Here is a 25,634-nt window from a genome sequence, read left to right as displayed (position 1 = left end):
GGCAATCCGCCTGTCGACCACTGCGACAAGCTGCTACGGAAATACGAAAGGGCGCCCCATAGGACGCCCTTTTTTGTTGTTTAGCACGCGGGTTTAACTTGCTTTGGCAAGGTTGCGCAGCACGTAGTGAAGCACGCCACCGTTTTCGATGTATTCGATCTCGGGCGCGGTATCGATGCGGCACTTGAGGGTGATCGTCTTTTCGGTGCCGTCGCCATAGGTGATGGTGCAGGGCACTTCTTGCAGCGGTTTGACCGAGTCCAAGCCATGGATTGAAACGGTCTCATCCCCCTTCAAGCCCAGCGATTTGCGTGTGTCGCCGCCGGTGAATTCGAATGGGATAACACCCATGCCAACAAGGTTCGAACGGTGGATACGCTCAAAGCTTTCGGCGATTACGGCCTTGACGCCCAGCAACGCGGTGCCCTTCGCGGCCCAGTCGCGTGACGAACCTGCACCGTATTGTTCACCGCCGAACACAACCAGTGGTACGCCCTGTTTCTGGTAGGCCATCGACGCCTCGTAAACCGAGGTCTGCTGGCCATCGGGACCTTTCGTATAACCGCCTTCGACACCATCCAGCATCTCATTCTTCACACGGATGTTCGCAAACGTACCGCGCATCATGACCTCGTGATTGCCTCGACGCGAGCCGTAAGAGTTGAATTCACGCGGCTGAACCTGGCGCTCTGTCAGATACTTACCCGCCGGTGTCTGTGTCGCAAACGATCCTGCGGGCGAGATGTGGTCGGTGGTGATCATGTCACCCAGGATTAGCAGAACCTTTGCCCCTTCGATGTTCGAAATCGTTCCCGGCTCGGGCCCCATGCCTTGAAAATAGGGCGGGTTCTGGATGTAGGTCGACGTCGGCGGCCAGTCATAGGTTTCCTGTTGGGGAACCTCGACCTCGCGCCACTTCTCATCACCTTTGAACACGTCCGCATATTTCGACTGGAATGCTTCGCGCGTTACGGTCTGTTCGACAAGTTCGGCGATTTCGCTTTGTGTTGGCCAGATATCTTTCATGAAGACGTCGTTGCCATCTTTGTCTTGACCGATCGGCTCGGAAGTCACGTCGATATCCATGGTGCCAGCCAGCGCGTAGACGACAACCAGCGGCGGTGAAGCCAGATAATTAGCGCGCACGTCTGGCGAAATGCGACCTTCAAAATTCCGGTTACCCGACAGGACCGAGGTCGCAACCAGATCGCCTTCGGCAATTGCTTCGCTGATCTCTGTCTGGAGCGGGCCAGAGTTGCCGATACAAGTGGTGCAGCCGTAGCCCACAAGGTTAAACCCGATGGCGTCCAGATGTTCCTGCAGACCGGCGGCCTCAAGATATTCCGATACCACCTGCGATCCGGGTGCCAAAGATGTCTTGACCCAAGGCTTGCGGTTAAGGCCAAGCTCATGCGCCTTTTTCGCCACCAGTCCGGCGCCGATCATCACATACGGGTTTGAGGTGTTGGTGCATGAGGTGATCGAAGCGATCACAACCTTGCCCGATTCCATCTTGTAGTCTTCGCCCTTGACCGGCACTTCCTTGCCCATCGGACGTTTGAAAGTGCTTTCCATTTCCTGACGGAAAGCGGCCTTGGCATTCGTCAGTGGGACATAGTCCTGCGGGCGCTTGGGCCCCGAGATGGCCGGAACGATAGTGGCCATGTCCAACGAGAGCGTGTCGGTGTAGATCGGTGCATAGTTTTCATCCCGCCAGAACCCGTTTTCCTTGGCATAGGCTTCGACCAGCGCCAGACGCTCCTCATCGCGCCCTGTATTGCGCATATAGCGCAGGGTCTCACCGTCGATGGGGAAGAACCCGCATGTCGCACCGTATTCCGGCGCCATATTCGCGATCGTCGCACGATCAGCCAGTGGCAGGCGGTCCAGACCTTCACCGTAGAACTCGACAAATTTGCCGACCACACCTTTCTCGCGCAGCATCTCGACGACCTTCAGCACAAGGTCCGTGCCTGTTGTGCCTTCGACCATCGAGCCAGTGAGTTCAAAGCCCACAACCTCGGGGATCAGCATTGAGATCGGCTGACCCAGCATCGCGGCCTCGGCCTCAATCCCGCCAACGCCCCAGCCCAGAACGGCCATTCCGTTGACCATGGTGGTGTGACTGTCAGTGCCGACCAATGTGTCAGGGTAGGCGACGTCTTCCCCGTTCTGGTCGGTGTCAGTCCAGACGGTTTGGGCCAGGTATTCCAGGTTTACCTGATGGCAGATGCCAGTTCCCGGCGGCACCACGCGAAAGTTGTTAAAGGCCGACTGACCCCATTTCAGGAACTGGTAGCGTTCCATGTTGCGCTCATACTCGCGGTCGACGTTCATCTGGAACGCGCGGGGATTGCCGAATTCGTCGATCATGACCGAGTGGTCGATAACCAGATCCACAGGGTTCAGCGGATTGATCTTTTGCGCATCGCCGCCCAAACCCTTGATACCGTCGCGCATCGCAGCAAGATCAACAACAGCCGGAACGCCGGTGAAGTCCTGCATCAGAACGCGGGCAGGTCGATAGGCTATTTCCCGTGGGTTTTTGCCACCATTGGCCGCCCACTCTCCGAAAGCTTTGATGTCATCGACCGAGACAGAAAAACCGTCATCCTCAAATCTCAGCATGTTTTCCAGCACCACTTTCAAAGCGGCGGGTAGACGTGAAAAATCGCCCAAGCCAGCCTCTTGCGCTGCGGGGATCGAGTAATAGGAAATGGACTTGCCATTCACGCTCAGGCTGCGACGTGTCTTGGCTGTATCCTGTCCGACAGTAATGGGCATTTAGTGGTCTCCCTCTCAAATGAATTGGATAATGGGATTCGCTGCATTTTTTTGTAGCATGATCGCTGCGCGTTCAAGGCTAGATGCTTTTGAATAGTATTTGTATACCAGTGAATACAAAGCAAGGGCGCGGCGTCAGAATTCTCAAGAAACCTTGATTGGAGATTTGGTGCTGATCCGTCTACATCTTGTGGGTATCCTCAAAAACCTGAGATTTTTTATGGTCAGAATTGCTCCAGCCGCCGTGTTTGCTTCGCTATTATGTGCCACTACGGTCGCTGCAGAAAGTGATCCTGTGGTGGTCGAACTGTTTACGTCGCAGGGATGTTCGGCATGCCCGCCGGCGGATCGGTTGATGCATGATCTGGCGCAGCGCGAGGATGTGATCGGTTTAGCCCTGCATGTGGATTACTGGGACTACATCGGTTGGAAGGATGAGTTTGCCGATCCCAGTCATACCGAGCGGCAGCGCGACTATGCGCGGCAGGCTGGGCGCTCAATGATCTTCACGCCGCAGATGGTGGTGAATGGTCAACAAGACGTCGTGGGTGCGCATGTATACGAATTGAATCAGTTGATAGATGCGCATCTGACCGCCGCCGCTGAGGCCGAGGTGGTGGCAACCCGTACGGGCAGTGAAGTCTTGGTGGATGTGACACCGGTCGAGCTGCCTGAGGGCGAAGCATATGATGTACGCGTGGTGCAATATACACCGATGCGCCATGCCTCAATCCGCCGCGGTGAACTTGCCGGGTACGAGATGGAGTATGCAAATGTCGTGGAATCCTGGCATATAGCCGGACAGTGGGATGGGGCGGCGTCGCAGCAGTTTTCGGTGAAATTGACCGCAGACCTTCCAGCGGTGGCGCTGATTCAGCGGGTTGGGCATGGACCTATCGTAGCGGCTGCCCGCGTCAAGTGATCACGGCATATCTTCGGGTTGGACGCCCAAGCCATTCCACGCTTTCCAGCGGCGATGAATCCAAAACCACTGGCCCATATGCTGCCGTACGACGGCCTCAAGATCATCATTGGTGAACTGAGTCATGGTTTTAGGGTCGGTGTGTGGGACGGGGTCATGTAAAACGATCTCAAAATCAAGACCGTTGGGTTGGCGAATTGCATAGCACGGGATCAGCACCGCCTTGTATTTCATCGCCAATTCGGCATTCAGAACGGATGTAACGGCGGGTTTGCCGAAGAATGTCAGCTCTTCCCCGCCATGGGCATGCAGGTCGGACACAATGGCGATAATGCCACCTTTTTTGAGTGAGCGCACCATCTCGACCATTCCACGGCGACCCTGTTCGAACATGGGCGCACCCGTTTTATAGAACGCCTCGACATACATGTCGTTGAAATACGGGTTCGCCATGCGCCGGTAGAGGCACCCGATCGGTTGGCCGCTACGTGCCTGTAGTGCGATTCGGGCCGCAAGGTAGTGACCAAAATGCGCCGTGATCATCATGACTGGGCGCCCTTGGGCCACGGCGTCGTCAAACGCGGCAATGCCCGGCCCCGAGATCTTGGCATTGGCCTGGCGTTCGGTAAAACCTTCGGGCGAAAAATGCTCCATTATTGCACGGCCCGCATTGTCGGGGACATCTCGGCAGATGCGTTTGACTTCGGCTTCCGTCAGTTCGGGATGGGTTAGTTTTAGATTTCTGCGGACGCGTTCGGTGAATCCAACCAACGGGGCAAGCCCGCGCACAATCGCCCCCATCGCTGCGATGCGCCGCTCATACGGCAGCAGGCGCATCGTCCCGATAACACCTTTCATGAACAGACCGGTCACGTAGTACTTCCAGAGCGCCCCTCGGCTGAGTTCCGACTTTTCGACGGGCATATTCTGGTCTCACCGGCTGTTGTGATTTGCTGGGCCAGACATACAAGGCACGCTGACTGACCACAAGCTTTCCTATGGTTCAAGTCTTGGTGTTTGCCTACTCTTCGTTGTCTTCTTCGATCAGTTTGATGACTCCTCCATCCAGAAGGTTACGGATCGTGCTTACAATCTTTGCCATCGCGTCCTCAGCCTCGGATTGCTTCACCTTGCCAAGATCCGCGACTTCATCGCGAAAACTGTCGGCCATTCGTGAAGGGATGCTAGACAGCAGAAATTCAACAGTCTTCTTATCCTCATCCGATGTAGCCCCGGCAAAGGCTGTAAACAGATCGGTCTGATCCAGTTCGCGAAGAATTGTCAGGGCATCCCGGGCGCGAACCCGCGTTGAAATATGCGCAAAGGTAAAGATTGAACGGCGGACGACGCCGGCGAAATCCGCGTCCTCCTCGTCCAGTGCGTCCAGCAAATCATCGCGCATGGACGCCGCTGAGTGGTTCAGAATTGCGCCGACGCGCGCGCCGGGACCATCGGTAAACGCCTGCAATGGTCGTTGATCCAGTTGGGTCGCCAGCGACCATCCGATCCGCTCGACCGCTTCGGGTGTAATGTTAGAGGTCTTGGAAACAGCATAAGTGATCCGTCGCGCCGTTGGGCCGGGCAGGTGCCCCAGAAGCTGAGCCGCCTTCGCGGTTTCCAACTTTGACAGCATGACCGCGGCGATCTCTGTGCTTTCTGCCTGTGCCATCTTGGCCAATTCTTCGGCAGGGACTTCACGCAGGCGCTGCCACGGATCACCGATCTGGCGAACCCCGGCGACTTTACGCAGCCGCGCCGCCGTTGCGGGACCAATCTTGCCGTCCACCGCATCCAGCGCGCCTGCCAGGCCATGCGGGAACGCGAGGCCGATACCGTCCAACGCCTCGGCAAATTCCTGCGCGACTGCGTCCAGCGTAACACGATCCACCAGACCCATCTCGCCCAATTGGTGGGTCAGCTTTTCCTGCAACTCATCCGGCAGGTCCTCAAGTGGGATGTCTGCGCCTTCGTTCAGCAGCAATCGCACGACCACAGCGGCCTTTTGTCTGCTGGTAAGCGTGCGGGGAACAAGCCGGGGGGCGCTATCGTCCTGATCAGCCAGCGGAGTTGCTGCCCCCGCGTCCAACTGTAACAATGAGTTTGTGTCTTGCATCTGCCTGCGGTGTCAAAGTTGCTTTCCGCAGGCAGATTAACGAGAATCGGGTAAAGAAAGACTGAAGTCTAGTAACTGTATGTCAGACCAGTTTGAATCGCCTCACGCAGTGAGGTTTCGGCCCATGTTCCTTCACCGCCGCGGGCTTTGATCTCCCGCCACTGCATGATCGCAAGATCGGTTTTGCCTTCGCTGACAAACCCCTGACCCATGTAGCTGCGCGCCAGAATATTGTCGGGGTTGGCTTCGATGGCGTTGTTGTAATAGACGTTCGCCAGCTCAAGCTCGCCCATTTTTCGATAGGTGAAACCCCAATAGGTCATAACGCGGTCGTCCTTCTGATCCATGATGCGCAGAATGTTCTGCGCGTTCTCAAGTTGACCGTCATAGGCCAGTTCCCGCACAGCGTCGTACAATTCATCCTGGGTAAAGTTCGTCTTGTCCGGCTTCACGCAGCGACCGGCATCCTTGTCATAAACGCGGCCGAACAGGCACTTCTTGGTGGTGTTCGTTGGTTTAGGTGCAGTACTGCTGTCGCCACCCGCAGCATGCACAACAGGTGCAAAGGCAAATGCCTGAAGGGCAATTGCTGAGACTAATACAAGGCGCATCTTCCTACTCCGTTCAAAAAGCGGCTAAATTTTAGCTTAGCGCGATCTTACAAAAAGATAACGATCACTTGCTCGCTTTTCTTCACAAATAGGACAGATGGCTTCAGCTATTGACGAGTTTCGCGCAGGTCTGGCTTTCGGCGTCCCAATATGTACCCGGTGCGCAGGATTGGGTTTGCTTTGAATGGCCGCTGCAGGCCAATGCAGCCGAAGCTGATATCGTAAGGGCCAAAGCACAAATCGTGATGCGGATCATAGCGTTTCTCCGGTTCGGATATACACTGACACCATAGCTGATTTTTGCTATTCAGGCAAAGAAACAGAGCCCGGGCCGCGTTTTGCGAACCGGGCTCTGACAACCGTTTGATTGGTCAGGCGTTATTCGCCGAATACACGCGCGAAGATCGTATCGACATGCTTGGTGTGATAGCCAAGGTCGAATTTCTCTTCGATTTCTTCGGTACTCAGCGCGGCGGTCACGTCGGGGTCTGCCAGCAGTTCCTCTTTGAAATCGGTGCGATGTTCCCAAACTTTCAGCGCATTGCGCTGCACCATGGCATAGGCATCTTCGCGGCTGACCCCTGCTTGGGTCAGTGCCAGCAGAACACGCTGGCTCATCACCAGACCGGGGAACTTGTTCATGTTCTCGATCATGTTCTCGGGGAAGATCAGCATCTTGTCGACCACGCCGGTCAGTCGCGCCAGCGCGAAGTCCAGCGTGATCGTGGCATCTGGGCCAATCATGCGTTCAACCGAGGAATGCGAGATATCACGCTCGTGCCACAGCGCCACGTTTTCCATCGCCGGGATCACGGCCGCGCGCACCATGCGCGCCAGCCCGGTCAGGTTCTCGGTCAGCACGGGATTTTTCTTGTGGGGCATGGCCGAGGAGCCTTTTTGCCCCATCGAGAAGAACTCGGCCCCCTCCAACACCTCGGTCCGCTGCATGTGGCGGATTTCGATGGCGATGTTTTCGATGCTGCTGGCAATGACGCCCAGCGTGGCAAAAAAGGCCGCGTGGCGGTCGCGCGGGATGACCTGAGTGCTGATCGGCTCGGGCACCAGACCCAGCTGGTCGCAGACATGCTCTTCGACGCGTGGGTCGATATTGGCGAAAGTGCCGACCGCGCCGCTGATCGCGCCAGTGGCGATTTCGGCGCGCGCGTCGCGCATACGGGACAGGTTGCGGTCCATCTCAGCATAGAAGCGCGCGAAGGTCAGGCCCATGGTGGTAGGTTCCGCGTGAATGCCGTGGCTGCGCCCGATACGAATAGTGTCCTTGTGTTCGATCGCGCGGCGTTTCAGGGCCGCCAGCAAGCCTTCCAAATCCGCGATCAGAATATCGGCGGCACGCGTCAGCTGCACGTTAAAGCAGGTGTCCAGCACGTCCGAGCTGGTCATGCCCTGATGCACGAAGCGGGCCTCTTCGCTGCCGACATGCTCGGCAAGGTGAGTGAGAAAAGCGATGACGTCGTGCTTGGTGACGGCCTCGATCTCATCAATGCGGGCGACGTCAAATTCAACGTCTTTGGCTTTCCAGACAGCTTCGGCATTTTCACGCGGGATCACGCCCAGATCGGCCATGGCGTCGCAGGCATGCGCCTCGATCTCGTACCAGATGCGAAACTTGGTCTCTGGCGACCAAATGGCGACCATATCGGGGCGGGAATAGCGTGGAATCATTGGCGGCGTGACCTTTTTGTGATTGGCATGAGACGTTGGCGCGCGGTTTAAACCCGCAATCCCTAGGGAACAAGGCACGAGTGAAAGTATGAGACGGTTTGCCCTGATTTTGGCTCTTTTACCCGGAATTCTAGCGGCGGAAGATTTCCGCGCGCTGACCGGGGATGAGATTTTGGATGCCCTGACCGGTCAAAAGCTCGACTATGGTGACGGTGTTTGGCAGACATTCGACGAAAACATGCTGACGCAGTACTTCTCGGGCCGCGCCAGTTCCGGGCGCTGGGCGGTGCGCGGGGATCGGTATTGCTCGCTTTGGCCCCCGTCGGATTTGTGGGCCTGTTACGGCGTGCTGCTAAGCGGTGACACGATCCGATTTGTCGATGACACTGGGGGCTTCACCGACGGAGCCTTTGCCCAATGACCTTACCACGCAGCCTTTTCGATTTCGAAGGCAGTTGGGACCTGAGCCGCACCATTCACGATACTCGGGCGGGGCAGGTCGTGCACGCGCACGGTCAGGCGAGTCTGGGCCCGACAAAAGGTGGTTTGGTTTATGATGAAGAGGTCTGTCTGCGTATCCCGGGCCAGGCCGAGATGAAAGGTACGCGGCGGTATTTGTGGCTGGATGCTGGGGATTGGATTTCCGTCCATTTCGACGATGAACGGTACTTTCATGCCCTGTATCTGGGGCAGGCGCGATCCTCGGATCACCACGATTGCCCGCCCGACAGTTATGATGCAGTCTACGATTTCTCGCGTTGGCCGATGTGGTCAGTGACTTGGACAGTCTCGGGGCCAAGAAAGGCCTATGAAATGACGACCGAATACCGTCCCAGATAGCGCAATCATCTTGAAGTACGGAGGCGAAATGGGCATTCATGTGCCAGAATTTCCGTCCAAACGTGGAGAAACAGAAATGAATACAAGTGTACTGGCCGAGGCCATCGGTCCGCGCGAAGGTACTGCGCTGCGGGTTAAACAGGTGGTACTGGTCGCTCTGGGTATCTTGGCGCTGGCAATTGCCGCGAAGATCAAGGTGCCGATGTGGCCGGTTCCGATCACCATGGGAACCTTTGCGGTTCTGACCATCGGTACTGCTTACGGCGCGCGGCTGGGTCTGGTCACCATGCTGGGATACTTGCTGATCGGTGCGCTTGGCTTTGACGTATTCGCGGGGTCTTCGGCCGAGAAGTTCGGGCTGACCTACATGATGGGCGGTACAGGTGGCTATCTTGTCGGATACGTGCTGGCCACCGTTCTTTTGGGTGCCTTGGCCGCCCGCGGATGGGATCGATCGGTCGGTAAAATGGCGCTGGCTCTGGTGCTGGCAAATGTTGTCATCTACGTGCCTGGTTTGCTGTGGCTGGGTCAACTTTATGGTTGGGACAAGCCGATCCTGGCGTGGGGTCTGACACCGTTCCTTGTGGGTGATGTGATCAAGCTGGCGCTGGCCGCGCTGCTGATTCCGGCCCTGTGGAAGCTGGTCGGCAACGCCCGCACCTGATTTCTGACCGTACATTTCGAACCCGCGCCCGGATCGCTTCGGGGGCGGGTTTTTTGTTGTCTTGTGCAAGAGAAACTGGACAAGGCAACTGGGCAGCGTTCAATCTGATTTCAAAGAAATAATCAGGTTATAGAGATATGCGCATTTCATTTAGGTCATTCATCGCCGCCTGCGTCGCGCTGTGTTTTTGGGCATCAGTACCTGCGACGGCAGACACTCAGGTTACGTATACCGACGCGGGGCGGGCGTTGTTCAGCTTTGCCGTGCCGGACTTTTGGGCTGTGCGTACTGGCGGTCCGCGCGAAATCGAGGATACCGAGTTGGGCGATCTGCGCGCGGTGGCTCGGGTCATGGGCATTCGGCCCGTAACAGATGACACCGTGTGGATGGGGTTCGTTTCGCCGGCGGGTGTGTCTTCGATCCAAGGCGGATTGCAGTATCTTGAAGACATAGACAAGTTTCTGGTCAAGAATCCATCTGTATCCGGAACAGCGGACGCCCGCATCGGAGGGCTGCCCGCACGCGTCATTCGCGGCACCGGCACCCGTGAAGGGCGGGGGGTCAACTTTACCGCTACAGTCATCGATCTGCCGAATGGGCGTGTGGCTGTGGTTGTTGCGATCCTGCGCGACGGTGCCGATCCGGCTTATGTTGACGATTTGAACGCCGTCTTCGCGTCGTTCCGGTCTATGCAGTGAGGAGACGCGCGATGACTACCAAATTCATCAAACGATTGCTTCTTGCCGTTGGCCTTGGGGTTGCAAGTTTCACCTTGTCAGCCTGTGAGGGCGTCACGGTCGGGGTTGGGGTCGGGTATGGCTATGATCCGTTCTATGACTCGATGCTGTGGAATGACTATTATCGCAACGTTAACGTGGATATCGACGTTGATCGGCCATCAAGACCGCGCCCGCCCGAAGGCAGACCACCGGCACGACCGACGCCGCCGATCGCGAAACCACCGGCCCGGCCAAGTCCGCCAACAGCCCGACCGCCGGTGGCCCGACCACCCGTGGCCAGACCTCCCATTCACCGGCCAGCACCGCGACCCCGCAGATAATCAAACAAGATCAGGTCAATAACTCAGTGGTAATATGGGCTGATTGTTCAAGCGTCCGGTGAACGGGGCATTTGTCAGCGATTTCCAACAAGCGCGCACGTTGTTCCTGATCCAGTGGCCCTTCCAGACGGATCTTGCGGCGGAACTGGTCGATCTTACCGTCTCCGGCCAGACCGGCATCTTGCGCGTGGACCTTGTTGTGACACACATCAACCGAAATAGCAGTCAGCGGCCACTGCTTGCGCCGCGCGTACATGCGAATTGTCATTGAGGTGCAAGCCCCCAGGCCAGAGGACACGAACCCGTACGGAGACATCCCTTTGTCGGTGCCGCCATAGGCTTCAGGTTCATCTGCCATGGTATGATGCTTTGGGCCGGACTGGATGTCCTGCAGGAAACCTGTTGGGTCAACCTCGCTTACACGTACGACACCTTCGGGCGCGCCGGGAGGCGGAGCTGGCGGACAGAGTTTAACATAGCGTTTTACCCATGCCGCGATCACATCCGCTGCATACTCAGCATCCGAAGCACGCGTGATCAGATGATCAGCATCGTCCAGAGTGACAAAGCTTTTAGGGTGTTTTGCCGCCTGAAAGATGGTGCCGGCATTGTCGATGCTAACCGTTTCATCCCTGGGGGCGTGCAAGATCAGCAACGCTGCCTTCAGATCGGAGATTGCCGGTGTCAAAGCGGATTCCGAGATGTCCTCCACAAAGGCTTTACCGATGCGGAACGGACGCCCCCCCAGCATGACCACGGCTGAACCGTCTTGATTGATCTGCGGCAGCGCGTCTTCAAAATGATGCGCGACATGGCCCGGGTCAGCGGGTGCACCCAGCGTGACCACCGCCTTGACGCTTGGAATACCAGCGCGCGCGCGCAGAACAGCAGCACCGCCCAATGAGTGGCCAATAAGCAGTGAAGGGGCCATGTCCCGCCCCGCCAGATAGTGCGAGGCGGAGATAAGGTCTTCCACATTCGAGGTGAAGGTGGTGTTCGCAAACTCACCGCCCGAATGACCCAGCCCTGTGAAGTCAAACCTAAGGACGGCAATGCCCATGGCTGCCAGACGAGCAGCGATGCGGCGGGCGGCAGGAATGTCTTTCGAGCAGGTAAAACAATGTGCAAACAATGCGGTCGCCAGCACGGGTCCATCTGGCAGATCAAGGCGCGCAGCCAGTTGATCGCCGTCGTGACCGGCAAAGGTAATGCGTTCGGTGGGCATGAGACTTCCTTACGTATCGGGTTGACACTTATACTGTGTGCTTCGGTCTGGACGCTCAACCCCAATGTAAGACGCGTCACGGGAAGGTGAGGAACGCATTCGAAGCCCGGATGCTGGGCGGTCGTATAAAATATCATGAATAGTGATTAGTGACCCATCAAATATTCGTTTTGTTTATTTTAGGCGAATGCCCATCTTGCGGTTATCAGATACTCAGCCCAGGAGGCAGACATGGCACTTACCGCATCTTCTTCGCAAAAAGCAGTAATCCACCCCGGTCTATTGATCGTCATCGCCTTGACCGGCGTTCTGGGATTTACACTGGGGCAAAACTGGAAGCCGGACTCGCCCGCAATCACCGAAGCTGCCATCCCATCCGAGGACTGGCATGGCAATGTCCGGCGCTCAACCTGGCCAGACTAGGTTTTTACGCAAGGCCCATAAGCTGTGGATCGAACGGGTAGGTGCTAAGATTTTCGTACCCATCCTCGGTGATCAAAACCTGATCTTCCAGCTTGATTGAAAAGTCGCCCCCAACCTCACCAACGGCGGCTTCGACACATAGAACCATGCCGGGCTCAAGCGGATAGTCGTATGAGCCCGCAACCGCTTTGTCCGGGTAGGCGACCAGCGGCCATTCATCACACAGGCCAACCCCATGCATCAGGCAGCCGTATTTCTGCGCCTGATACTTGTCGTCCAGTTTATGCGCGTTTTCAGTAAGTTCGGGGATCATGACGCCGGGCTTCAGCATTTCCATATTGGTCATGATATGCTCATGCGCGTGCTGCATGGCATATATCATGTCAGGGCGGGGTTTCTCGTCCCCGATCCACCAAGTGCGTGAGATGTCGATGCATATGCCGTAAGACCCGATCAGATCGGTGTCGAAGGCGATGATTTCATTCTTTTGCGTGATCCGTGGCCCGCATTCCTGAAACCAAGGATTGGTCCTCTGGCCCGAGGCGAGCAGACGGGTTTCGATCCATTCCCCGCCGCGCCGGATGTTTTCGGCATGCAGAACGGCCCAGATATCATCCTCAGAGGTCTTACCGTCACCCACATTGGCTCGTGCGAAGTTCTCCATCGCCGCAACGGCTGTTTCACAGGCATGATTGGCGCAGCGCATGGCCAGAATCTCATCCGGGCCTTTGATCGCACGGGTCTTTTCGGTGACCTCTTCGCCCTCCATGATTTCGAATCCCTGCGCCTCAAGCGCGCGCAACCCGTGCAGCATGATCTTGTCCACGGCCAGACGTTTATTGCCGCCGCCATGTTCGTCGATCAGCACGCGGACTTCGTTTGAAAATACGTCAGCCGCAACATCGACCTTGTCGCCCCGATCAAAGTAGAACAGGTCCGCGCCCGAGCGCTGTTCACGCACCAGCGGGTTGAATTTCGACAGGAAGGGCGAGTTCTTGTAGTCCCAGATCACCATGTAGCCATCGGCAGACAAAAGAACGGCGCGGAAAGGGTTGTGCGTGTTCCAAAGCTGCATGTTGGTGCTGTCGGTGGCGTAGCGGATGTTGAGCGGATCGAACATCAGCAGCCCGCCATAGCCGCGATCGACAATGGCCTTGGTCAGGCGTTTCCACCGATATTCGCGCATCTGAGCAAGGTTAGGCAGGGTCAGGCCGGCGGCCTCCCATTCCGCAAAGGCCAGTTGCGTCGGGCCAATCTCGATCCGGTCATTCTGGTTCGGGGTGCCGTCGCCAAGTGTCGCGCCTTTTGAAGGGTCAATCTTGCGGGTATCGCGGTAGTGCTGGTTCATGGTGGGCCTCCCTGCCTGAGTATGAAGCCTGAGGGGTCATTTCCGCACAGTCTTGAAAGTTTGCGACGGTTCAGCCGTCGCTTTTTGACCGACAAGCCCAGAAACAGATGTTAGGTCAGGGAGATGACGATCCTTCAGACCTCAATTCCTTATGATCCGCTGACACCACGACCCCTGCCGGGTATCCAGCCGCTTGCCATGGATGACTGGTTGCAGTTTGACGATGCGTTTTCTGCCCAGATGCAAAGACGCGCGGCGTTGTTGGACGAACGGCGGGATGACGTTCTGGCGCTTGACCACAGCGCGGAACCTGCAGCGCAAGAGCTTTTGAACCTGGTCTTGCATCACGCCTATCCGGGCTGCTTGGATCATGCGACGCGCCCTGATGGTCAGATTGTCGAAATCGACCGGACACGCCCGTTGGAGACGCTCTGTCGTTTGGTGCAAGAGGATTTCTGCATCCTGCAAAAACGTGGGGATGAACATGTTCTGACAGGGGCGATCCTGTGTTTCCCGGCTAGTTGGCGCTTGTCGGAAAAGTTCATGCGCCCGTTGGTCGATATTCACATTCCGGTCGCCAGCTATGACGCGAACATCGCGCGTCGGGTTCAACGCCTGTTCGACGGAATACAGCCAGGGCGACCGCTGTGGCGGTTCAACGCCTTATGGTACGCGGATGCAGAGCTGTACCAACCCCGCAGTGCAACCGAGCCGCGTCACATCATGGATCCCGAAGCTGCACGATTTTTGCGCAGTGAACGTCAGACCTTGTTGCGTTTGCCGCAAACACGCGCGGTTGTCTTTTCGATCCACACATATGTCCTGCTGGCGGACCGCCTGCGCAAAATGGAAAACCCCGCCTGATGGCGGGGCCTCCTAGGAGGGTCTTTAGGTTAGTGCTACATGCCCAACGCGTTCGCGACACCGGCGATTGCCCCGCTTGTGCTGATAGCGGAGATAGCGACGGTGTAGGCTAGAACCTGCGTGTTCAGGCGGAAGTCTTCGCCTTTGATCAGGTTTACGGCGGCCAGAGAGACCGCGATTGGAACGGACACGCTGGCCACGGCCCCGGTTAATCCCCAACTGGTCAGTCGCAGGATATCGCTGGGGTGCTCGTGGTTGAGGGGGGGCGTGTCTTCGTTCCCATCAGTAGGCTGCTCGATGGGTTCTGTCCGAAAAGCAATGCTAAGCAATTGCTCATCCGACAGCTGGATCGGCCGGGCTGCTGGTGACAGCGCCTTTTTTTGTGGCTCGTCCAAGTCTTCTTCCGCAATGTCCAGCCCCGCGAACGGACCTGTCACTGCCTCAAAGATCTGTTTTCTTTTTCGAGGTTTCGAGGGGGTCAGTGTATTAAAAGCGCTCATAAATTGTTCGACGGTCAAGACTGTGTTGGGCGACAACCACTCGACCCGCTGCGTCGCGCAGATATCGACCATCCGGTACAGGATGACCACCAGCATAAGTTCAGAGATTTCGCTGTCATCCAGCAACGCGGACACAGGCGTGATGGTGATCGTCAAACGGTTTTCCGGAAGGACTGTGGTCGGTCTTTCCGCCGTCTTTAGGCCGGCGGCACGGTCCATGCGCTCGAACCGGTCTTCTTTTGCAGGCTGCTGAACATCCAGGGTCAGGGACACGAGGTATTGGCTGGATACGATGCTGGCCTCGGTTGAACTCAGGACCGACTTGCGTTCAATCAGGTGGCCGTAGTCTTCCAGCGTCGCGGCAACAATTCTTCCAAAACGCTCGATTGCGCCTTCGGCTTCACCGTTGAACTGCAGACCACCGTGATAGCTGTGCTTCGGTTTCACCGCGCATTCCTTTGTCGCATCCCGTTTCAGCAACTACGGTACCAACGGATATGGGGCAGATTTTGGCAAGAATGGAAAAAAATGACTAATCGTTAGGATTGATTACTCTTTGGAAACTTAGACATTTTAGCGACCACTTAATGTCTGTGGCAAAAATGTGGCCGCAATGGGAAGAGTTGGGCCAGCTTCATGGCGCGTCTTAGCCATCGATTCGAGCGGCCATAATCGCGATGGATTGCTGATAAACGGTGGCGGCGTTCCACTGTTCAATCACCGCGAAATTTGGTTGGCCAGGCTGATAGCCGCGCCCAGGTTTCCAACCCTTTTGACGCAGAAAGTTGGCGGTCGAGGCCAGCGCGTCCGTCATGTTGTAGAAATCGACACGGCCGTCGCCGGTCGCATCGACCCCATAGGTCAGAGCATTGCCCGGCAGGAACTGCGTGTGCCCCAATTCACCATGCTTGGCACCCTTGGTTGCGGTCGTAATGCTGCCTTGATCGATCAGTTTCAGTGCACCGATGGCGTGGGGAATAAAGAACTCGGACCGGCGGCAATCATAGGCCAGCGTCGTGATCGCAGAGACAACCTGGCTGTCGCCCATGAAATTTCCGAACCCCGTTTCCATTCCGTGGATCGCGATCAGCACGCCGCTGGGGACGCCGTATTGTCTTTCAAGCGCCGCGTAAAAGTCCGGGTTGCGGGCTTTGCGCTTGCGCCCCTGTGCAACGATGGTGTCTGCGCCGCGGATTTGCATGAATTTGTCCAGCGAGTATTTAAAGCTTTTCTGGTTCCGATCTGCCGTGATCGTGCGGCTGGCGTATTGAGTCTGCGCAAGAGCTTGAAGCCCCTTTTTCTTTACACCGGCTTTTCTGGCCTGTTTCGCGAAGCTTTGCTTCCAGGTTTCGAACCCCGCGCTTGTATTCCCACAGGATGCCGCGAAACCGGTCGAGGCGACAGAAATGATTAAAGCTGCAGTACAACCAAGGAAGAGTTTCATGAAACACTCACTTTTGTTCAAAAGACAACTTTGTAAAGGATAGCCGCCTTGGTTAATACACAGAAGTAAAATGCGCAGGCGGGTGCTTCTTGCGTGCAACGTGTCTATTTTCGGTTCGCCCTAAACCAGAGGGCTCTGGTTTGTAATGAAAGTGCCTGAACAAAAAAAGGCGCCCCATAAGGGACGCCCTATTTTTTCTGCAAAAGCCTAATTAGCAGCTGTAGTACATGCCGTATTCAACCGGGTGCGGTGTGTGCTCGTAGGTTTCGACCTCTTCCATCTTCAGCGCAATGTAGCCGTCGATCTGGTCCTTGGTGAACACGTCGCCCTGCAGCAGGAAGTCGTGATCGGCTGCCAGAGCTTCCAGAGCCTCACGCAGCGAGCCGCAAACGGTCGGGATGTCGGCCAGTTCCTCGGCAGGCAGATCGTACAGGTTCTTGTCCATCGCTTCGCCCGGATCGATCTTGTTCTTGATGCCGTCAAGACCGGCCATCAGCAGGGCAGCAAATGCCAGGTAGGGGTTTGCGGCCGGATCGGGGAAGCGGGCCTCAACGCGTTTGGCTTTCGGGCTTTCGGTCCACGGAATACGGACACAACCCGAACGGTTGCGGGCAGAGTATGCACGCAGAACCGGAGCTTCAAAGCCCGGGATCAGGCGTTTGTAGCTGTTGGTGGATGGGTTGGTGAAGGCGTTCAGGGTCTTGGCGTGCTTGAGGACACCACCAATAAACCACAGCGCTTCGTCCGACAGATCGGCGTATTTGTCGCCCGCAAACAGCGGCTTGCCGTCTTTCCAGATCGACATGTTCACGTGCATGCCAGTGCCGTTGTCACCGGCAATCGGCTTCGGCATGAAGGTGGCCGATTTGCCGTAAGCATGCGCGACATTGTGGATGACATACTTGTACTTTTGCAGTTCATCGGCTTGCTTGGTCAGGCTGTCAAAGATCAAGCCCAACTCATGCTGGCACGAGGCCACTTCGTGGTGGTGCTTGTCGACCTTCATGCCCAGGCGCTTCATGGTCGACAGCATTTCCGAACGCAGGTCCTGGCTTTCATCGATGGGGTTTACAGGGAAATACCCGCCTTTCACGCCCGGACGGTGGCCCATGTTGCCCATTTCGTATTCGGTGTCGGTGTTCCACGATGCGTCGGTTGCATCAACTTCGTAGGATACTTTGTTGATAGAATTCGAAAAACGAACATCGTCGAACAGGAAGAATTCTGCCTCGGGGCCAAAGAAGGCCGCATCGCCGATACCAGACGACTTCAGGTAGGCTTCGGCTTTCTGTGCGGTTCCGCGCGGGTCACGCTCGTAGGCTTCACCAGTGTCAGGCTCAACAACCGAGCAATGAATGCAGATTGTTTTCTCTGCATAAAACGGATCGACATAGGCGCTTGCGGTGTCCGGCATCAGTTTCATGTCCGATGCTTCGATCGATTTCCAGCCCGCGATGGACGATCCGTCGAACATAAAGCCTTCTTCCAGAAAGTCTTCGTCGACCTGATCGGCCATGATGGTGACGTGCTGAAGCTTGCCGCGCGGGTCGGTAAAGCGGATATCGACGTATTCGGCGTCTTCTTCTTTGATCAGCTGAAGAACTGCGTCCTTGCTCATACTCACTATTCCTCTGGTTTAGGTGTGTTCGATTACAGGGCTTCGGAACCGGTTTCGCCGGTACGAATGCGAATGGCTTGCTCAACGGGTGTAACGAAAATCTTGCCGTCGCCGATCTTGTCGGTTTTCGCAGCAGAAACGATGGCTTCGATGGCGGCGTCGACCTGATCATCGTCTAGAACGACTTCGACTTTTACCTTTGGCAAAAAATCGACAACGTATTCCGCGCCGCGATAAAGCTCGGTGTGGCCTTTTTGACGACCAAACCCTTTGACCTCGATCACGCTCAGGCCCTGGACCCCGACGTCCTGCAATGCCTCTTTCACTTCGTCCAGCTTGAACGGTTTGATGATCGCTTCGATCTTCTTCATCCCGGGCTCCCTCTCGCACTTGTCAGAATGGGACTGATCACGTCTATGATCGGTCGGCAATCTGATTGCGAAAATGGTCGTGTCCATGTGCTTGGAAATTAGGCGGCAGGTGAAATATTGGTCGCCTTGCACAAAAAATAGTCACAATGGAATCGCTTTGGGGGGTTTGGAATGACAAGACTACTGACAGCCGGGCAGATGAAAGCAATCGAAGGGGCCGCGATTGACTCGGGTGCTGTGACGGGGCTGCAACTGATGGAGTGCGCAGGGCAGGGCGTTGTCGATGCGATTCTCGAGGAATGGCCAGAGCTGGGCAAGATCGGGGTCAGTAACGCGTCGGGGCAAAAGGCAAAGGGCTCTTTTGGCGCTGTCGTTTTGTGCGGACCGGGTAACAACGGGGGTGACGGGTTAGTTGTGGCGCGTCTGCTGAAGGCGCAGGGATGGACGGTTAAGGTTTTCTTATTCGGTGACCCAGACAAGCTGCCACCGGACGCGCGCGTGAATTACGAGAAATGGAGGCAGTTGGGGCCTGTCGGCGATCTGACAGCAAAAGATGCGCTTGGCGGTATTGCAGAACCGGACTTGATCATTGACGCGATTTTTGGAACCGGTTTGGTGCGGCGCATTGAGGGAGTGCTGGCACAGGTGTTGCAGTCACTTGACGCATTGATCTTGCGAAAAGCGGTCAGGGTTGTTGCAATCGACACGCCCTCGGGCCTGTGTGCGGATAGCGGCAAGTCACTCGGCACCTACTCGGGGGCTGATCTGACAGTCGCGTTTCATAGCGCCAAGCGGGGCCATTACCTCAATTGCGGTGCCGAAAAGTCGGGCCGACTGCTTGTAAAGCCGATCGGGCTGGATGAGATTTGGAATGAAAGGGCCGAAGGGCCAATAGTGGAGCTTGCGCAGGGCGTTCCGCAGTCGGTCGGCAAAACAACTCAGACCCACAAGTACTCGTACGGGCACGCGCTGATCCTGAGCGGTGGTGCAGGCAAAACCGGTGCGGCCCGGCTGGCGGCGCGCGGGGCGCTCCGTATCGGTGCGGGGCTGGTGACACTGGGTGTGCCACCAGCGGCCCAGATGGAGGTTGCTTCGCAGGTGACCGCCATCATGTTAAAACGGGTTGAGGGCGCGGATCACCTGTCGGAAGTGTTGCAGGACGAGCGGCTGAATGCTGTGTGTCTTGGTCCCGGATTGGGGGTTGAGCGTGCGCGTGATTTGGTGCCCGCGACCTTGCAGGCCAAACGTGCAACAGTGTTGGACGCGGATGCATTGACGCCATTTGCCGATGACCCCTCGGTCCTTTTTACGAATTTGCATGAGAATTGTGTTCTTACCCCGCATGCGGGCGAATTCGCGCGTTTGTTCCCAGATATTGCCGAGAAATTGACAGCCATGCCCGAAAAAGGCCCGGCGTTTTCCAAGGTCGACGCTACGCAGGAAGCCGCGATGCGGGCGGGCTGTGTCATTCTTTTCAAGGGGCCGGATACTGTGATTGCTGCGCCAGACGGACAATGTGCAATCAATGCGGCGCTCTATGCGCGTACAGCCCCTTGGTTGGCAACGGCTGGGGCCGGGGATGTGTTGGCGGGTTTCGTCACCGGATTGCTTGCGCGAGGACTGACCCCGATGCAAGCGGCAGGGGTCGCGGCCTGGCTGCATGTCGAATGCGCGCGCATATTCGGTCCGGGATTGATCGCTGAAGACTTGCCCGAGCAACTGCCGTTGGTTCTAAAGAGTTTGAATTTTTGATTGTCTAAGCGGGATATGGCTGATCCGTTTTGTTTTCGGCGGCATTCAGCCGACAGCGTCGCCAAGCAAAAAGAAGGAGCATTTGCTATGCGTTATGACTGGGCGCAAAATTTCACGGGGTTTGGCTTCTGTCCACAGTGTAATTCGCGGTAGTTCTTTAAAAAATTTTAAACAGCTATGCGCTCTGAAGGACAGGTGAGCGGGATTGGCAAGCTCGCGCAGAGGGCTGCCGATCTGGTGGCGGGATCACCGCGCGCGGAGATTGTGAAAGGCAGGGATAGTAAAGGTGAGCGAAATGACCAAACAGTTTAAATGGCTTTCAACAGCGGCGATTTTAGCCGCGACAACGGCCATACCGGCAATGGCGGAACTGAAGTACGAAAACAACAGTGGTGGCTATGTTCTGCTTTATGGGCAATTTGACCCGGTGATTGTGTCCGTTGACGACGGCGAAGAGACCGAGACACGGCTGCTCGACAATGACATGTCCAACAGCCGCGTAGGTCTGCGCTTGATGCAGCCTTATGGCAGTAACGAGTTTATGTTTCGTTTTGAAACTGGTTTGGGCCTGCCAAGCACCGCAACAGCCAACCAGGATGGAACCAACACGGAAGGGTGGTCACGAGAGGACATCCGGCATGTCGATTTCTCACTTGAAGGTGGGTACGGCAAGTTTTCCGCCGGTCAGGGCAGCATGGCCTCGGACGGGGCTGCCGAAACCGATCTTTCTTATGTCGGAACAGCTTTGTATTCCTTCACAAACGATGAAAATGGCGCTTTTTTCTATCGCGGATCGGACGGTATCCTAAGCGATATCACCGTCGGGGACTCAGCCGATAACTTTGATGGGGCCCGGCGCGGGCGTATCCGTTATGACACGCCTGATCTCAATGGCTTTTCTGCCTCGATCGCTTACGGACAAAACATCCTGTCCAGCAGCGATGACGACGACTACTACGACATCGCGATTTCTTACGGCAACACGTTTGCGAACGGCGTGGAATTTGCCGCAAGCGTGGCATACGCGGTGCGTGATTTCGACGACAGTTCCGGTGAGCGCAAAGACACGATCGCGTCTGGTTCGGTGCTGCTGCCCAATGGGCTGAGTTTTACGGCCGCTCTTGGCACGCGAGACGACTCAGCCGAGGGTGCTAGCGATCCGGACTATTGGTACACCAAGCTGGCCTATGAAGGCGACTGGATACCCTGGGGGAAAACAGGAATAGGCATCGACTATTTTGACGGGTCGGATTTCGACAGCGAAGGGTCAAGCACCAAGTCCTGGGGCATTGCCGTGGTTCAACGGATCGATAGCATTAACACGGATGCATACCTGAAGTATCGGAACCATGATTTCGACGACACGGTTGATTTCGATAGGAACGAAGCCTGGGTTCTGGGCGCGCTCTGGCAATTCTGACAAGCCTACCCAATGAGAAAAAGCGCCTCGCTGAATTACGGGGCGTTTTTTTGTTCAAATCGATGCCAAAACAAGGCTGATCCGGGCTTTGCCCCTTGCACGCGCGGGGCTGGACAAATAGAAGGCGTCAAATTTGCCCGGCGCGCCGTTTTGCGCGCCCCGAATCCTATGGGGACTACCATAATGCAGGTTACCGAGACGCTGAACGAAGGTCTGAAACGCGGCTACAATATTGTCGTTTCCGCATCTGAGCTGGATGACAAAGTCAACGAGAAACTGGTTGAAGCACAGCCCGAAGTCGAGATGAAGGGTTTCCGCAAAGGCAAGGTGCCGATGGCGTTGCTGAAAAAGCAGTTTGGTCAACGCCTGCTGGGCGAGGCAATGCAGGAAAGCATCGATGGTGCCATGAACAAACACTTCGAGGACAGCGGCGATCGTCCTGCGCTGCAACCGCAGGTCAAGATGACCAATGAAGACTGGAAAGAAGGCGACGACGTTCACGTTGAGATGTCCTATGAGGCGCTGCCCGAGATTCCGGAAGTTGATCTGAAGTCAGTCGAGCTGGAAAAGCTGGTCGTCAAAGCCGACGATGCCGCCATCGAAGAAGCGCTGAAAAGCCTAGCCGAAACCGCGCAGGATTTCAAAGCCCGCCGTAAAGGGTCCAAGGCGAAAGACGGCGATCAGGTGGTGATCGATTTTGTTGGCAAAGTGGACGGCGAAGAGTTCGAAGGCGGTTCGGCTGAAGACTATCCGCTGGTTCTGGGCTCCAACAGCTTCATTCCGGGCTTTGAAGAACAACTGGTTGGCGTGAAGGCCGAAGAAGAAAAGGACGTCAACGTCACCTTCCCCGAAGAATACGGTGCGGAACATCTGGCAGGCAAAGACGCGGTGTTCACCTGCACCGTCAAAGAGGTGAAAGAGCCCGTCGCCGCTGAGATTAATGATGAACTGGCAACAAAATTTGGTGCCGAAGATCTGGCTGCTCTGAAAACTCAGATTGCCGAGCGTCTGGAGGCGGAATACGCAGGTGCGTCGCGCGCCGTGATGAAGCGTGCCCTGCTGGACGCGCTGGATGAACTGGTCTCGTTTGACCTGCCGCCGTCGCTGGTCGAAGCCGAAGCGAAGCAGATCGCACATCAGTTGTTCCACGAGGAAAACCCCGATGTGGAAGGGCACGACCACGGTGAGATTGAGCCGACGGACGAGCACAACAAACTGGCGGAACGCCGCGTGCGTCTGGGCTTGCTTTTGGCCGAACTGGGCCAGAAAGCCGAGGTTGAAGTTTCTGATGCCGAGATGACCCAGGCGATCATGAACCAGGCGCGTCAGTACCCCGGTCAGGAGCGTCAGTTCTTTGAATTCGTGCAGCAGAATGCGCAGATGCAGCAACAGCTGCGCGCACCGATCTTCGAAGACAAAGTTATCGACTACGTGTTCGAACTGGCCCAGGTTTCTGACAAAGAGGTCAACAAGGACGATCTGCAAAAAGCCGTTGAGGCACTGGAAGAGGAATAATCCTCTTTCACCTGCGTTCCGCGCAGTCAAAAAAAAGTCGGAGCCGTCTGAAGTTAGACGGCTCCGGTGGGTGGCTTTTGAACTTATGAGGTGAGGGGGTCAGGCCTCATGAACAAAAGCACGGGGGGTATTTAGCAGAGCTGTCTTTTGCTCTGGCGTGAAGCGGTCCGAAAGGGATTCAATCAACCTCAATACGTCGTTGACTTCGTCTTGTGTCTTTGCTGCGTGCATCTGTTCGACGAAGTATCTTTCAAGCTCGGTCAGCGGTTGATGATCTATATTGGCGGGTTTTCTGGCCTTGCGGAGTTCAAAGCGCTCTAGCGCCTGTTCGTCGGTCAGGAAGACATCATGCTCGATGCCGGCATATTTCCGAATTCCGGAAATCCGTTCATCCGAGCAATCCATCAAAGCCGCCATTGCAACCACCTTGCCCATTGGCTTGGCCGTGCCAAGATAGTCATACGGCGCATTGCCCGAACGTTGCAGAACCCGGTTCATCACGGGATCAATCACGGCGATCGAGTCCAGAACACCGGCGGCTTTTGCATATTCGAACGAACCGATCATGACTTCGCTTGTCACATAAGACACCGAGTTCTTGCCGCGCCCACGCCCCAGGCGCTTAGTGTCGACACAGAACCGGGTTGCTTCCCAAACCTGTGAGCTGCGTACCGGTGGTTCGCCATCAAGGATCGAATTGAAGACGTCCGCAAGCATGTGTGGACCCGTGGTCTGCAACAGGCGCATACATCCGACGACTTCCCCTTCGTCGTCGATGCTGACGACATGCGCCGGATTTAGGTCGTCGAACATATCACGCTCGCGCCCGTCCACGATGTTGACTTCCCATCCTAAACGATCCCCGAACACGCGCGCTCGAAGTTTGAACATTTCGTCCAGGACATCACTAAACATATGTTGGTTAATACCATCAATTACGATGATCATTTTCCATCCCCCTACAGTCTGGTTACCGTGGGGTTAAGGTTAACCAAACAGTAACCATAGACTATTGGGGGTATCCCGTATTTTTCGGATTTTTCGCCTACCCGGGCGCGATTAGACCTAGACCAATTGCTCGCCCGATGGCTTGAGGCGTGGTTAACGCGCCGAGCTTTTCACGACCTGACCGCATGTGAACTTCGACGGTTCGGTGGGAAATGGACAAAATATCGCCGATGTCCTGCTGAGATTTACCTTCGGCAACCCACTGCAGGATCTCTTTTTCGCGCGTGGAGAGGGCCGGCAGATACAATGCTTTGGCCAACAGGCCGGACTGCATGACAGTGTCATGGGCTTGCACGGCGGCCAGCTGAAGATCGCCCATTACGTGCCTCTTCAGCTTTTCCCATTCCTCATCCGAACAGTCACGAGTGACATTCAGCAACCCGCATTCCCCGTAGGGACCCCGAACAGGAACAGTCAAACCGCGGGATGTAATGCCAAAGTCGTGCGCATCCCGGAACACGGTATTAAACTTGTTATCCTTCTCGAATCTGGCCCAATCTACTGGCGCAATGCTGAGCGCTGACTTGTAAAGGGTCGGGTCAAAGTGGTGAAAGCCGTGGCTCCCGTAGTGGATTTTCCATTCGTCCGGATAGTTGGCATAGCCTTGTATATCCCCTTTGACCGGATTCATGGTTGCGTAAGAGGCATAGTCAAAACCAAGTTCGTCACAGACAGCATTAATGATGTCGGCGGCCGACTTATCGTTGTGGTCTATTGCGGCCAAGTCTATGAGTTTCACCTGTCCAACCTTTACTTGGCGCCCTTCATCCCCTAGGGCGCCTTGTTGTTCTTAGTTCCAACTACGTTGCGTCAAGCAAGGTATTAAACGCAAGCGAATAGTTTGTATCCCACACGCACAATGCGCAGTTGTGGCGAGTAAAATATGCAAAAAGACGCCATTTTCACAAGACTACATGTCATGGTCGCGTCGGATTGTTTTTGGTTCGGCGCTTGGTGTGTCGGCTTCTACTCGGTTCGCAATCCGGTTTCGACTAGCATTCCGCGCGCCTTGGCTTCCGGATAGTACCCCTTGGCGTAGAGATAAATCGCCCTTTTTTGATCGCCGTCGGACAACATCCAAGCGCCGCGCAGGTATTTTCCGGCGAACTTAAGATTGGTATCTGCATCCAATAGCCCCTGAGCGTTTCCCGAATACCCCATCGAACGCGCAGTTGCAGGAAGAATTTGCAACAGCCCGTAATACGGCTTGTTCACGGCCCAAGGACGGTGGGTGCTTTCACGGATCGCCAGTTTGTGGACAAGTTCGCGCGGCAGTTCGTAGTGATCCGCCCATTTATTGATTGAGGCCCGAAGTTCTGGTGTTTCATTCGGATGAAGCGGGGGGGCAAAAGTACTTTTCTCTGCCTTTGAAACTTCGCCGCCACCGCAGGCGGCGAGGGGGATCATTAGCAATAAAGCCATGCAAAAGCGACGGGTACGTTTTGACATTTTGATCTCCAATGAACGCT

26 protein-coding genes are annotated in these 25,634 nt (G+C 56.0%); 11 read left to right on the top strand and 15 right to left on the bottom strand.

Annotated elements, in window-relative coordinates:
- Positions 1–93: 93 nt before the first annotated feature.
- The gene (gene acnA / locus AVO44_RS02505) at positions 94–2,784 is read right to left on the bottom strand and encodes an aconitate hydratase AcnA (RefSeq protein WP_068332032.1); all 2,691 of its coding nucleotides are present in this window, start codon (positions 2,782–2,784) and stop codon (positions 94–96) included.
- A 220-nt stretch (positions 2,785–3,004) separates the two neighbouring features.
- On the opposite strand from acnA, the gene AVO44_RS02500 reads away from it, so the two are divergent.
- Positions 3,005–3,706 carry a DUF1223 domain-containing protein gene (locus AVO44_RS02500; RefSeq protein WP_068332662.1) on the top strand — a complete coding sequence of 234 codons (702 nt, stop codon included), beginning with the start codon at positions 3,005–3,007 and terminating at the stop codon, positions 3,704–3,706.
- Here the strand turns inward: AVO44_RS02500 and AVO44_RS02495 are convergent, their stop codons facing one another.
- From AVO44_RS02495 to purB, 5 genes are all read right to left on the bottom strand, one after another.
- Positions 3,707–4,630: a lysophospholipid acyltransferase family protein gene (locus AVO44_RS02495; protein ID WP_068332029.1), complete on the bottom strand. Its 924-nt coding sequence runs from the start codon at positions 4,628–4,630 to the stop codon at positions 3,707–3,709.
- Positions 4,631–4,727: 97 nt separating this feature from the next.
- The gene (locus AVO44_RS02490) at positions 4,728–5,819 is read right to left on the bottom strand and encodes a flagellar motor switch protein FliG (protein WP_068332026.1); all 1,092 of its coding nucleotides are present in this window, start codon (positions 5,817–5,819) and stop codon (positions 4,728–4,730) included.
- Positions 5,820–5,887: 68 nt separating this feature from the next.
- Positions 5,888–6,430: a tetratricopeptide repeat protein gene (locus tag AVO44_RS02485; protein ID WP_068332023.1), complete on the bottom strand. Its 543-nt coding sequence runs from the start codon at positions 6,428–6,430 to the stop codon at positions 5,888–5,890.
- A gap of 103 nt (positions 6,431–6,533) precedes the next feature.
- The gene (locus AVO44_RS21775; RefSeq protein ID WP_157769920.1) at positions 6,534–6,686 is read right to left on the bottom strand and encodes a chitin-binding domain-containing protein; all 153 of its coding nucleotides are present in this window, start codon (positions 6,684–6,686) and stop codon (positions 6,534–6,536) included.
- A 122-nt stretch (positions 6,687–6,808) separates the two neighbouring features.
- Positions 6,809–8,113 (bottom strand): adenylosuccinate lyase, encoded by a 1,305-nt coding sequence (purB, locus tag AVO44_RS02475; protein WP_068332016.1) that lies wholly within the window; start codon positions 8,111–8,113, stop codon positions 6,809–6,811.
- A gap of 88 nt (positions 8,114–8,201) precedes the next feature.
- Here purB and AVO44_RS02470 point away from each other — a divergent pair, with 88 nt between their 5' ends.
- The 5 genes from AVO44_RS02470 (at position 8,202) to AVO44_RS20560 (ending at position 10,677) form a co-directional block, all read left to right on the top strand.
- Positions 8,202–8,534 carry a hypothetical protein gene (locus tag AVO44_RS02470; protein WP_068332013.1) on the top strand — a complete coding sequence of 111 codons (333 nt, stop codon included), beginning with the start codon at positions 8,202–8,204 and terminating at the stop codon, positions 8,532–8,534.
- Positions 8,531–8,953 carry a DUF6314 family protein gene (locus AVO44_RS02465; protein ID WP_068332010.1) on the top strand — a complete coding sequence of 141 codons (423 nt, stop codon included), beginning with the start codon at positions 8,531–8,533 and terminating at the stop codon, positions 8,951–8,953. Before AVO44_RS02470 ends, AVO44_RS02465 begins: the two co-directional genes overlap by 4 nt.
- A gap of 76 nt (positions 8,954–9,029) precedes the next feature.
- A complete protein-coding gene (locus AVO44_RS02460) occupies positions 9,030–9,617 on the top strand; it encodes a biotin transporter BioY (RefSeq protein ID WP_068332657.1) in 588 nt (195 codons plus the stop codon).
- Positions 9,618–9,754: 137 nt separating this feature from the next.
- Positions 9,755–10,315, top strand: a complete 561-nt coding sequence (locus AVO44_RS02455) for a hypothetical protein (protein ID WP_068332007.1) — start codon at positions 9,755–9,757, stop codon at positions 10,313–10,315.
- Positions 10,316–10,326: 11 nt separating this feature from the next.
- Positions 10,327–10,677, top strand: coding sequence for a hypothetical protein (locus AVO44_RS20560; RefSeq protein ID WP_082677362.1), 351 nt, complete (start codon positions 10,327–10,329; stop codon positions 10,675–10,677).
- Between the two features lie 10 nt (positions 10,678–10,687).
- Here AVO44_RS20560 and AVO44_RS02450 read toward each other — a convergent pair whose 3' ends face one another.
- A complete protein-coding gene (locus tag AVO44_RS02450; protein ID WP_068332004.1) occupies positions 10,688–11,902 on the bottom strand; it encodes a bifunctional alpha/beta hydrolase/OsmC family protein in 1,215 nt (404 codons plus the stop codon).
- A gap of 231 nt (positions 11,903–12,133) precedes the next feature.
- On the opposite strand from AVO44_RS02450, the gene AVO44_RS02445 reads away from it, so the two are divergent.
- The gene (locus tag AVO44_RS02445) at positions 12,134–12,325 is read left to right on the top strand and encodes a hypothetical protein (protein ID WP_068332001.1); all 192 of its coding nucleotides are present in this window, start codon (positions 12,134–12,136) and stop codon (positions 12,323–12,325) included.
- A 4-nt stretch (positions 12,326–12,329) separates the two neighbouring features.
- Here the strand turns inward: AVO44_RS02445 and dddP are convergent, their stop codons facing one another.
- Positions 12,330–13,673: a dimethylsulfonioproprionate lyase DddP gene (gene dddP, locus AVO44_RS02440; RefSeq protein WP_068331998.1), complete on the bottom strand. Its 1,344-nt coding sequence runs from the start codon at positions 13,671–13,673 to the stop codon at positions 12,330–12,332.
- A 123-nt stretch (positions 13,674–13,796) separates the two neighbouring features.
- On the opposite strand from dddP, the gene AVO44_RS02435 reads away from it, so the two are divergent.
- Positions 13,797–14,537 (top strand): heme-dependent oxidative N-demethylase family protein, encoded by a 741-nt coding sequence (locus AVO44_RS02435; protein WP_068331996.1) that lies wholly within the window; start codon positions 13,797–13,799, stop codon positions 14,535–14,537.
- A gap of 35 nt (positions 14,538–14,572) precedes the next feature.
- On the opposite strand, the gene AVO44_RS02430 is transcribed toward AVO44_RS02435, so the two are convergent.
- The 4 genes from AVO44_RS02430 to AVO44_RS02415 form a co-directional block, all read right to left on the bottom strand.
- A complete protein-coding gene (locus tag AVO44_RS02430) occupies positions 14,573–15,484 on the bottom strand; it encodes a hypothetical protein (protein ID WP_233421899.1) in 912 nt (303 codons plus the stop codon).
- A gap of 199 nt (positions 15,485–15,683) precedes the next feature.
- Positions 15,684–16,481 carry a lytic murein transglycosylase gene (locus AVO44_RS02425; protein WP_068331993.1) on the bottom strand — a complete coding sequence of 266 codons (798 nt, stop codon included), beginning with the start codon at positions 16,479–16,481 and terminating at the stop codon, positions 15,684–15,686.
- Positions 16,482–16,692: 211 nt separating this feature from the next.
- Positions 16,693–18,099, bottom strand: coding sequence for a type I glutamate--ammonia ligase (gene glnA / locus AVO44_RS02420; RefSeq protein WP_068331991.1), 1,407 nt, complete (start codon positions 18,097–18,099; stop codon positions 16,693–16,695).
- A gap of 32 nt (positions 18,100–18,131) precedes the next feature.
- Entirely contained in the window at positions 18,132–18,470 is a 339-nt protein-coding gene (locus AVO44_RS02415) for a P-II family nitrogen regulator (protein ID WP_068331988.1), read from the bottom strand.
- Positions 18,471–18,641: 171 nt separating this feature from the next.
- Between AVO44_RS02415 and AVO44_RS02410 the strand changes: the two genes are divergently transcribed.
- The 3 genes from AVO44_RS02410 to tig all read left to right on the top strand — a co-directional run bounded on the left by AVO44_RS02410 (position 18,642) and on the right by tig (position 23,157).
- Positions 18,642–20,222, top strand: a complete 1,581-nt coding sequence (locus AVO44_RS02410; RefSeq protein ID WP_068331986.1) for a bifunctional ADP-dependent NAD(P)H-hydrate dehydratase/NAD(P)H-hydrate epimerase — start codon at positions 18,642–18,644, stop codon at positions 20,220–20,222.
- A 295-nt stretch (positions 20,223–20,517) separates the two neighbouring features.
- Positions 20,518–21,642 (top strand): porin, encoded by a 1,125-nt coding sequence (locus AVO44_RS02405; RefSeq protein WP_068331982.1) that lies wholly within the window; start codon positions 20,518–20,520, stop codon positions 21,640–21,642.
- Positions 21,643–21,825: 183 nt separating this feature from the next.
- On the top strand, positions 21,826–23,157 hold the full coding sequence (gene tig / locus AVO44_RS02400; RefSeq protein ID WP_068332654.1) for a trigger factor: 1,332 nt from the start codon (positions 21,826–21,828) through the stop codon (positions 23,155–23,157).
- A 99-nt stretch (positions 23,158–23,256) separates the two neighbouring features.
- Here tig and AVO44_RS02395 read toward each other — a convergent pair whose 3' ends face one another.
- From AVO44_RS02395 to AVO44_RS02385, 3 genes are all read right to left on the bottom strand, one after another.
- On the bottom strand, positions 23,257–24,105 hold the full coding sequence (locus AVO44_RS02395) for an acyl-homoserine-lactone synthase (RefSeq protein ID WP_068331979.1): 849 nt from the start codon (positions 24,103–24,105) through the stop codon (positions 23,257–23,259).
- A gap of 97 nt (positions 24,106–24,202) precedes the next feature.
- Positions 24,203–24,904 carry a helix-turn-helix transcriptional regulator gene (locus AVO44_RS02390; protein ID WP_068331976.1) on the bottom strand — a complete coding sequence of 234 codons (702 nt, stop codon included), beginning with the start codon at positions 24,902–24,904 and terminating at the stop codon, positions 24,203–24,205.
- A gap of 227 nt (positions 24,905–25,131) precedes the next feature.
- Complete coding sequence (locus AVO44_RS02385) at positions 25,132–25,614, bottom strand: lytic transglycosylase domain-containing protein (protein WP_068331974.1); 483 nt, start codon at positions 25,612–25,614, stop codon at positions 25,132–25,134.
- Between the last annotated feature and the right edge of the window lie 20 nt (positions 25,615–25,634).

The sequence above is a fragment of the Ruegeria profundi genome, from assembly GCF_001507545.1.
Lineage (GTDB): Bacteria > Pseudomonadota > Alphaproteobacteria > Rhodobacterales > Rhodobacteraceae > Ruegeria > Ruegeria profundi.
Note: the sequence above shows the minus strand (reverse complement) of the source record. Positions and strands in the feature narration are given on the sequence as shown.

Excerpts from the sequence above, each read along its gene's own strand:
- acnA (WP_068332032.1), bottom strand. The coding sequence starts at position 2,784 with ATGCCCATTACTGTCGGACAGGATACAGCCAAGACACGTCGCAGCCTG.
- AVO44_RS02500 (WP_068332662.1), top strand. The coding sequence starts at position 3,005 with ATGGTCAGAATTGCTCCAGCCGCCGTGTTTGCTTCGCTATTATGTGCC.
- AVO44_RS02495 (WP_068332029.1), bottom strand. The coding sequence starts at position 4,630 with ATGCCCGTCGAAAAGTCGGAACTCAGCCGAGGGGCGCTCTGGAAGTAC.
- AVO44_RS02490 (WP_068332026.1), bottom strand. The coding sequence starts at position 5,819 with ATGCAAGACACAAACTCATTGTTACAGTTGGACGCGGGGGCAGCAACT.
- AVO44_RS02485 (WP_068332023.1), bottom strand. The coding sequence starts at position 6,430 with ATGCGCCTTGTATTAGTCTCAGCAATTGCCCTTCAGGCATTTGCCTTT.
- AVO44_RS21775 (WP_157769920.1), bottom strand. The coding sequence starts at position 6,686 with ATGATCCGCATCACGATTTGTGCTTTGGCCCTTACGATATCAGCTTCG.
- purB (WP_068332016.1), bottom strand. The coding sequence starts at position 8,113 with ATGATTCCACGCTATTCCCGCCCCGATATGGTCGCCATTTGGTCGCCA.
- AVO44_RS02470 (WP_068332013.1), top strand. The coding sequence starts at position 8,202 with ATGAGACGGTTTGCCCTGATTTTGGCTCTTTTACCCGGAATTCTAGCG.
- AVO44_RS02465 (WP_068332010.1), top strand. The coding sequence starts at position 8,531 with ATGACCTTACCACGCAGCCTTTTCGATTTCGAAGGCAGTTGGGACCTG.
- AVO44_RS02460 (WP_068332657.1), top strand. The coding sequence starts at position 9,030 with ATGAATACAAGTGTACTGGCCGAGGCCATCGGTCCGCGCGAAGGTACT.
- AVO44_RS02455 (WP_068332007.1), top strand. The coding sequence starts at position 9,755 with ATGCGCATTTCATTTAGGTCATTCATCGCCGCCTGCGTCGCGCTGTGT.
- AVO44_RS20560 (WP_082677362.1), top strand. The coding sequence starts at position 10,327 with ATGACTACCAAATTCATCAAACGATTGCTTCTTGCCGTTGGCCTTGGG.
- AVO44_RS02450 (WP_068332004.1), bottom strand. The coding sequence starts at position 11,902 with ATGCCCACCGAACGCATTACCTTTGCCGGTCACGACGGCGATCAACTG.
- AVO44_RS02445 (WP_068332001.1), top strand. The coding sequence starts at position 12,134 with ATGGCACTTACCGCATCTTCTTCGCAAAAAGCAGTAATCCACCCCGGT.
- dddP (WP_068331998.1), bottom strand. The coding sequence starts at position 13,673 with ATGAACCAGCACTACCGCGATACCCGCAAGATTGACCCTTCAAAAGGC.
- AVO44_RS02435 (WP_068331996.1), top strand. The coding sequence starts at position 13,797 with ATGACGATCCTTCAGACCTCAATTCCTTATGATCCGCTGACACCACGA.
- AVO44_RS02425 (WP_068331993.1), bottom strand. The coding sequence starts at position 16,481 with ATGAAACTCTTCCTTGGTTGTACTGCAGCTTTAATCATTTCTGTCGCC.
- glnA (WP_068331991.1), bottom strand. The coding sequence starts at position 18,099 with ATGAGCAAGGACGCAGTTCTTCAGCTGATCAAAGAAGAAGACGCCGAA.
- AVO44_RS02415 (WP_068331988.1), bottom strand. The coding sequence starts at position 18,470 with ATGAAGAAGATCGAAGCGATCATCAAACCGTTCAAGCTGGACGAAGTG.
- AVO44_RS02410 (WP_068331986.1), top strand. The coding sequence starts at position 18,642 with ATGACAAGACTACTGACAGCCGGGCAGATGAAAGCAATCGAAGGGGCC.
- AVO44_RS02405 (WP_068331982.1), top strand. The coding sequence starts at position 20,518 with ATGACCAAACAGTTTAAATGGCTTTCAACAGCGGCGATTTTAGCCGCG.
- tig (WP_068332654.1), top strand. The coding sequence starts at position 21,826 with ATGCAGGTTACCGAGACGCTGAACGAAGGTCTGAAACGCGGCTACAAT.
- AVO44_RS02395 (WP_068331979.1), bottom strand. The coding sequence starts at position 24,105 with ATGATCATCGTAATTGATGGTATTAACCAACATATGTTTAGTGATGTC.
- AVO44_RS02385 (WP_068331974.1), bottom strand. The coding sequence starts at position 25,614 with ATGTCAAAACGTACCCGTCGCTTTTGCATGGCTTTATTGCTAATGATC.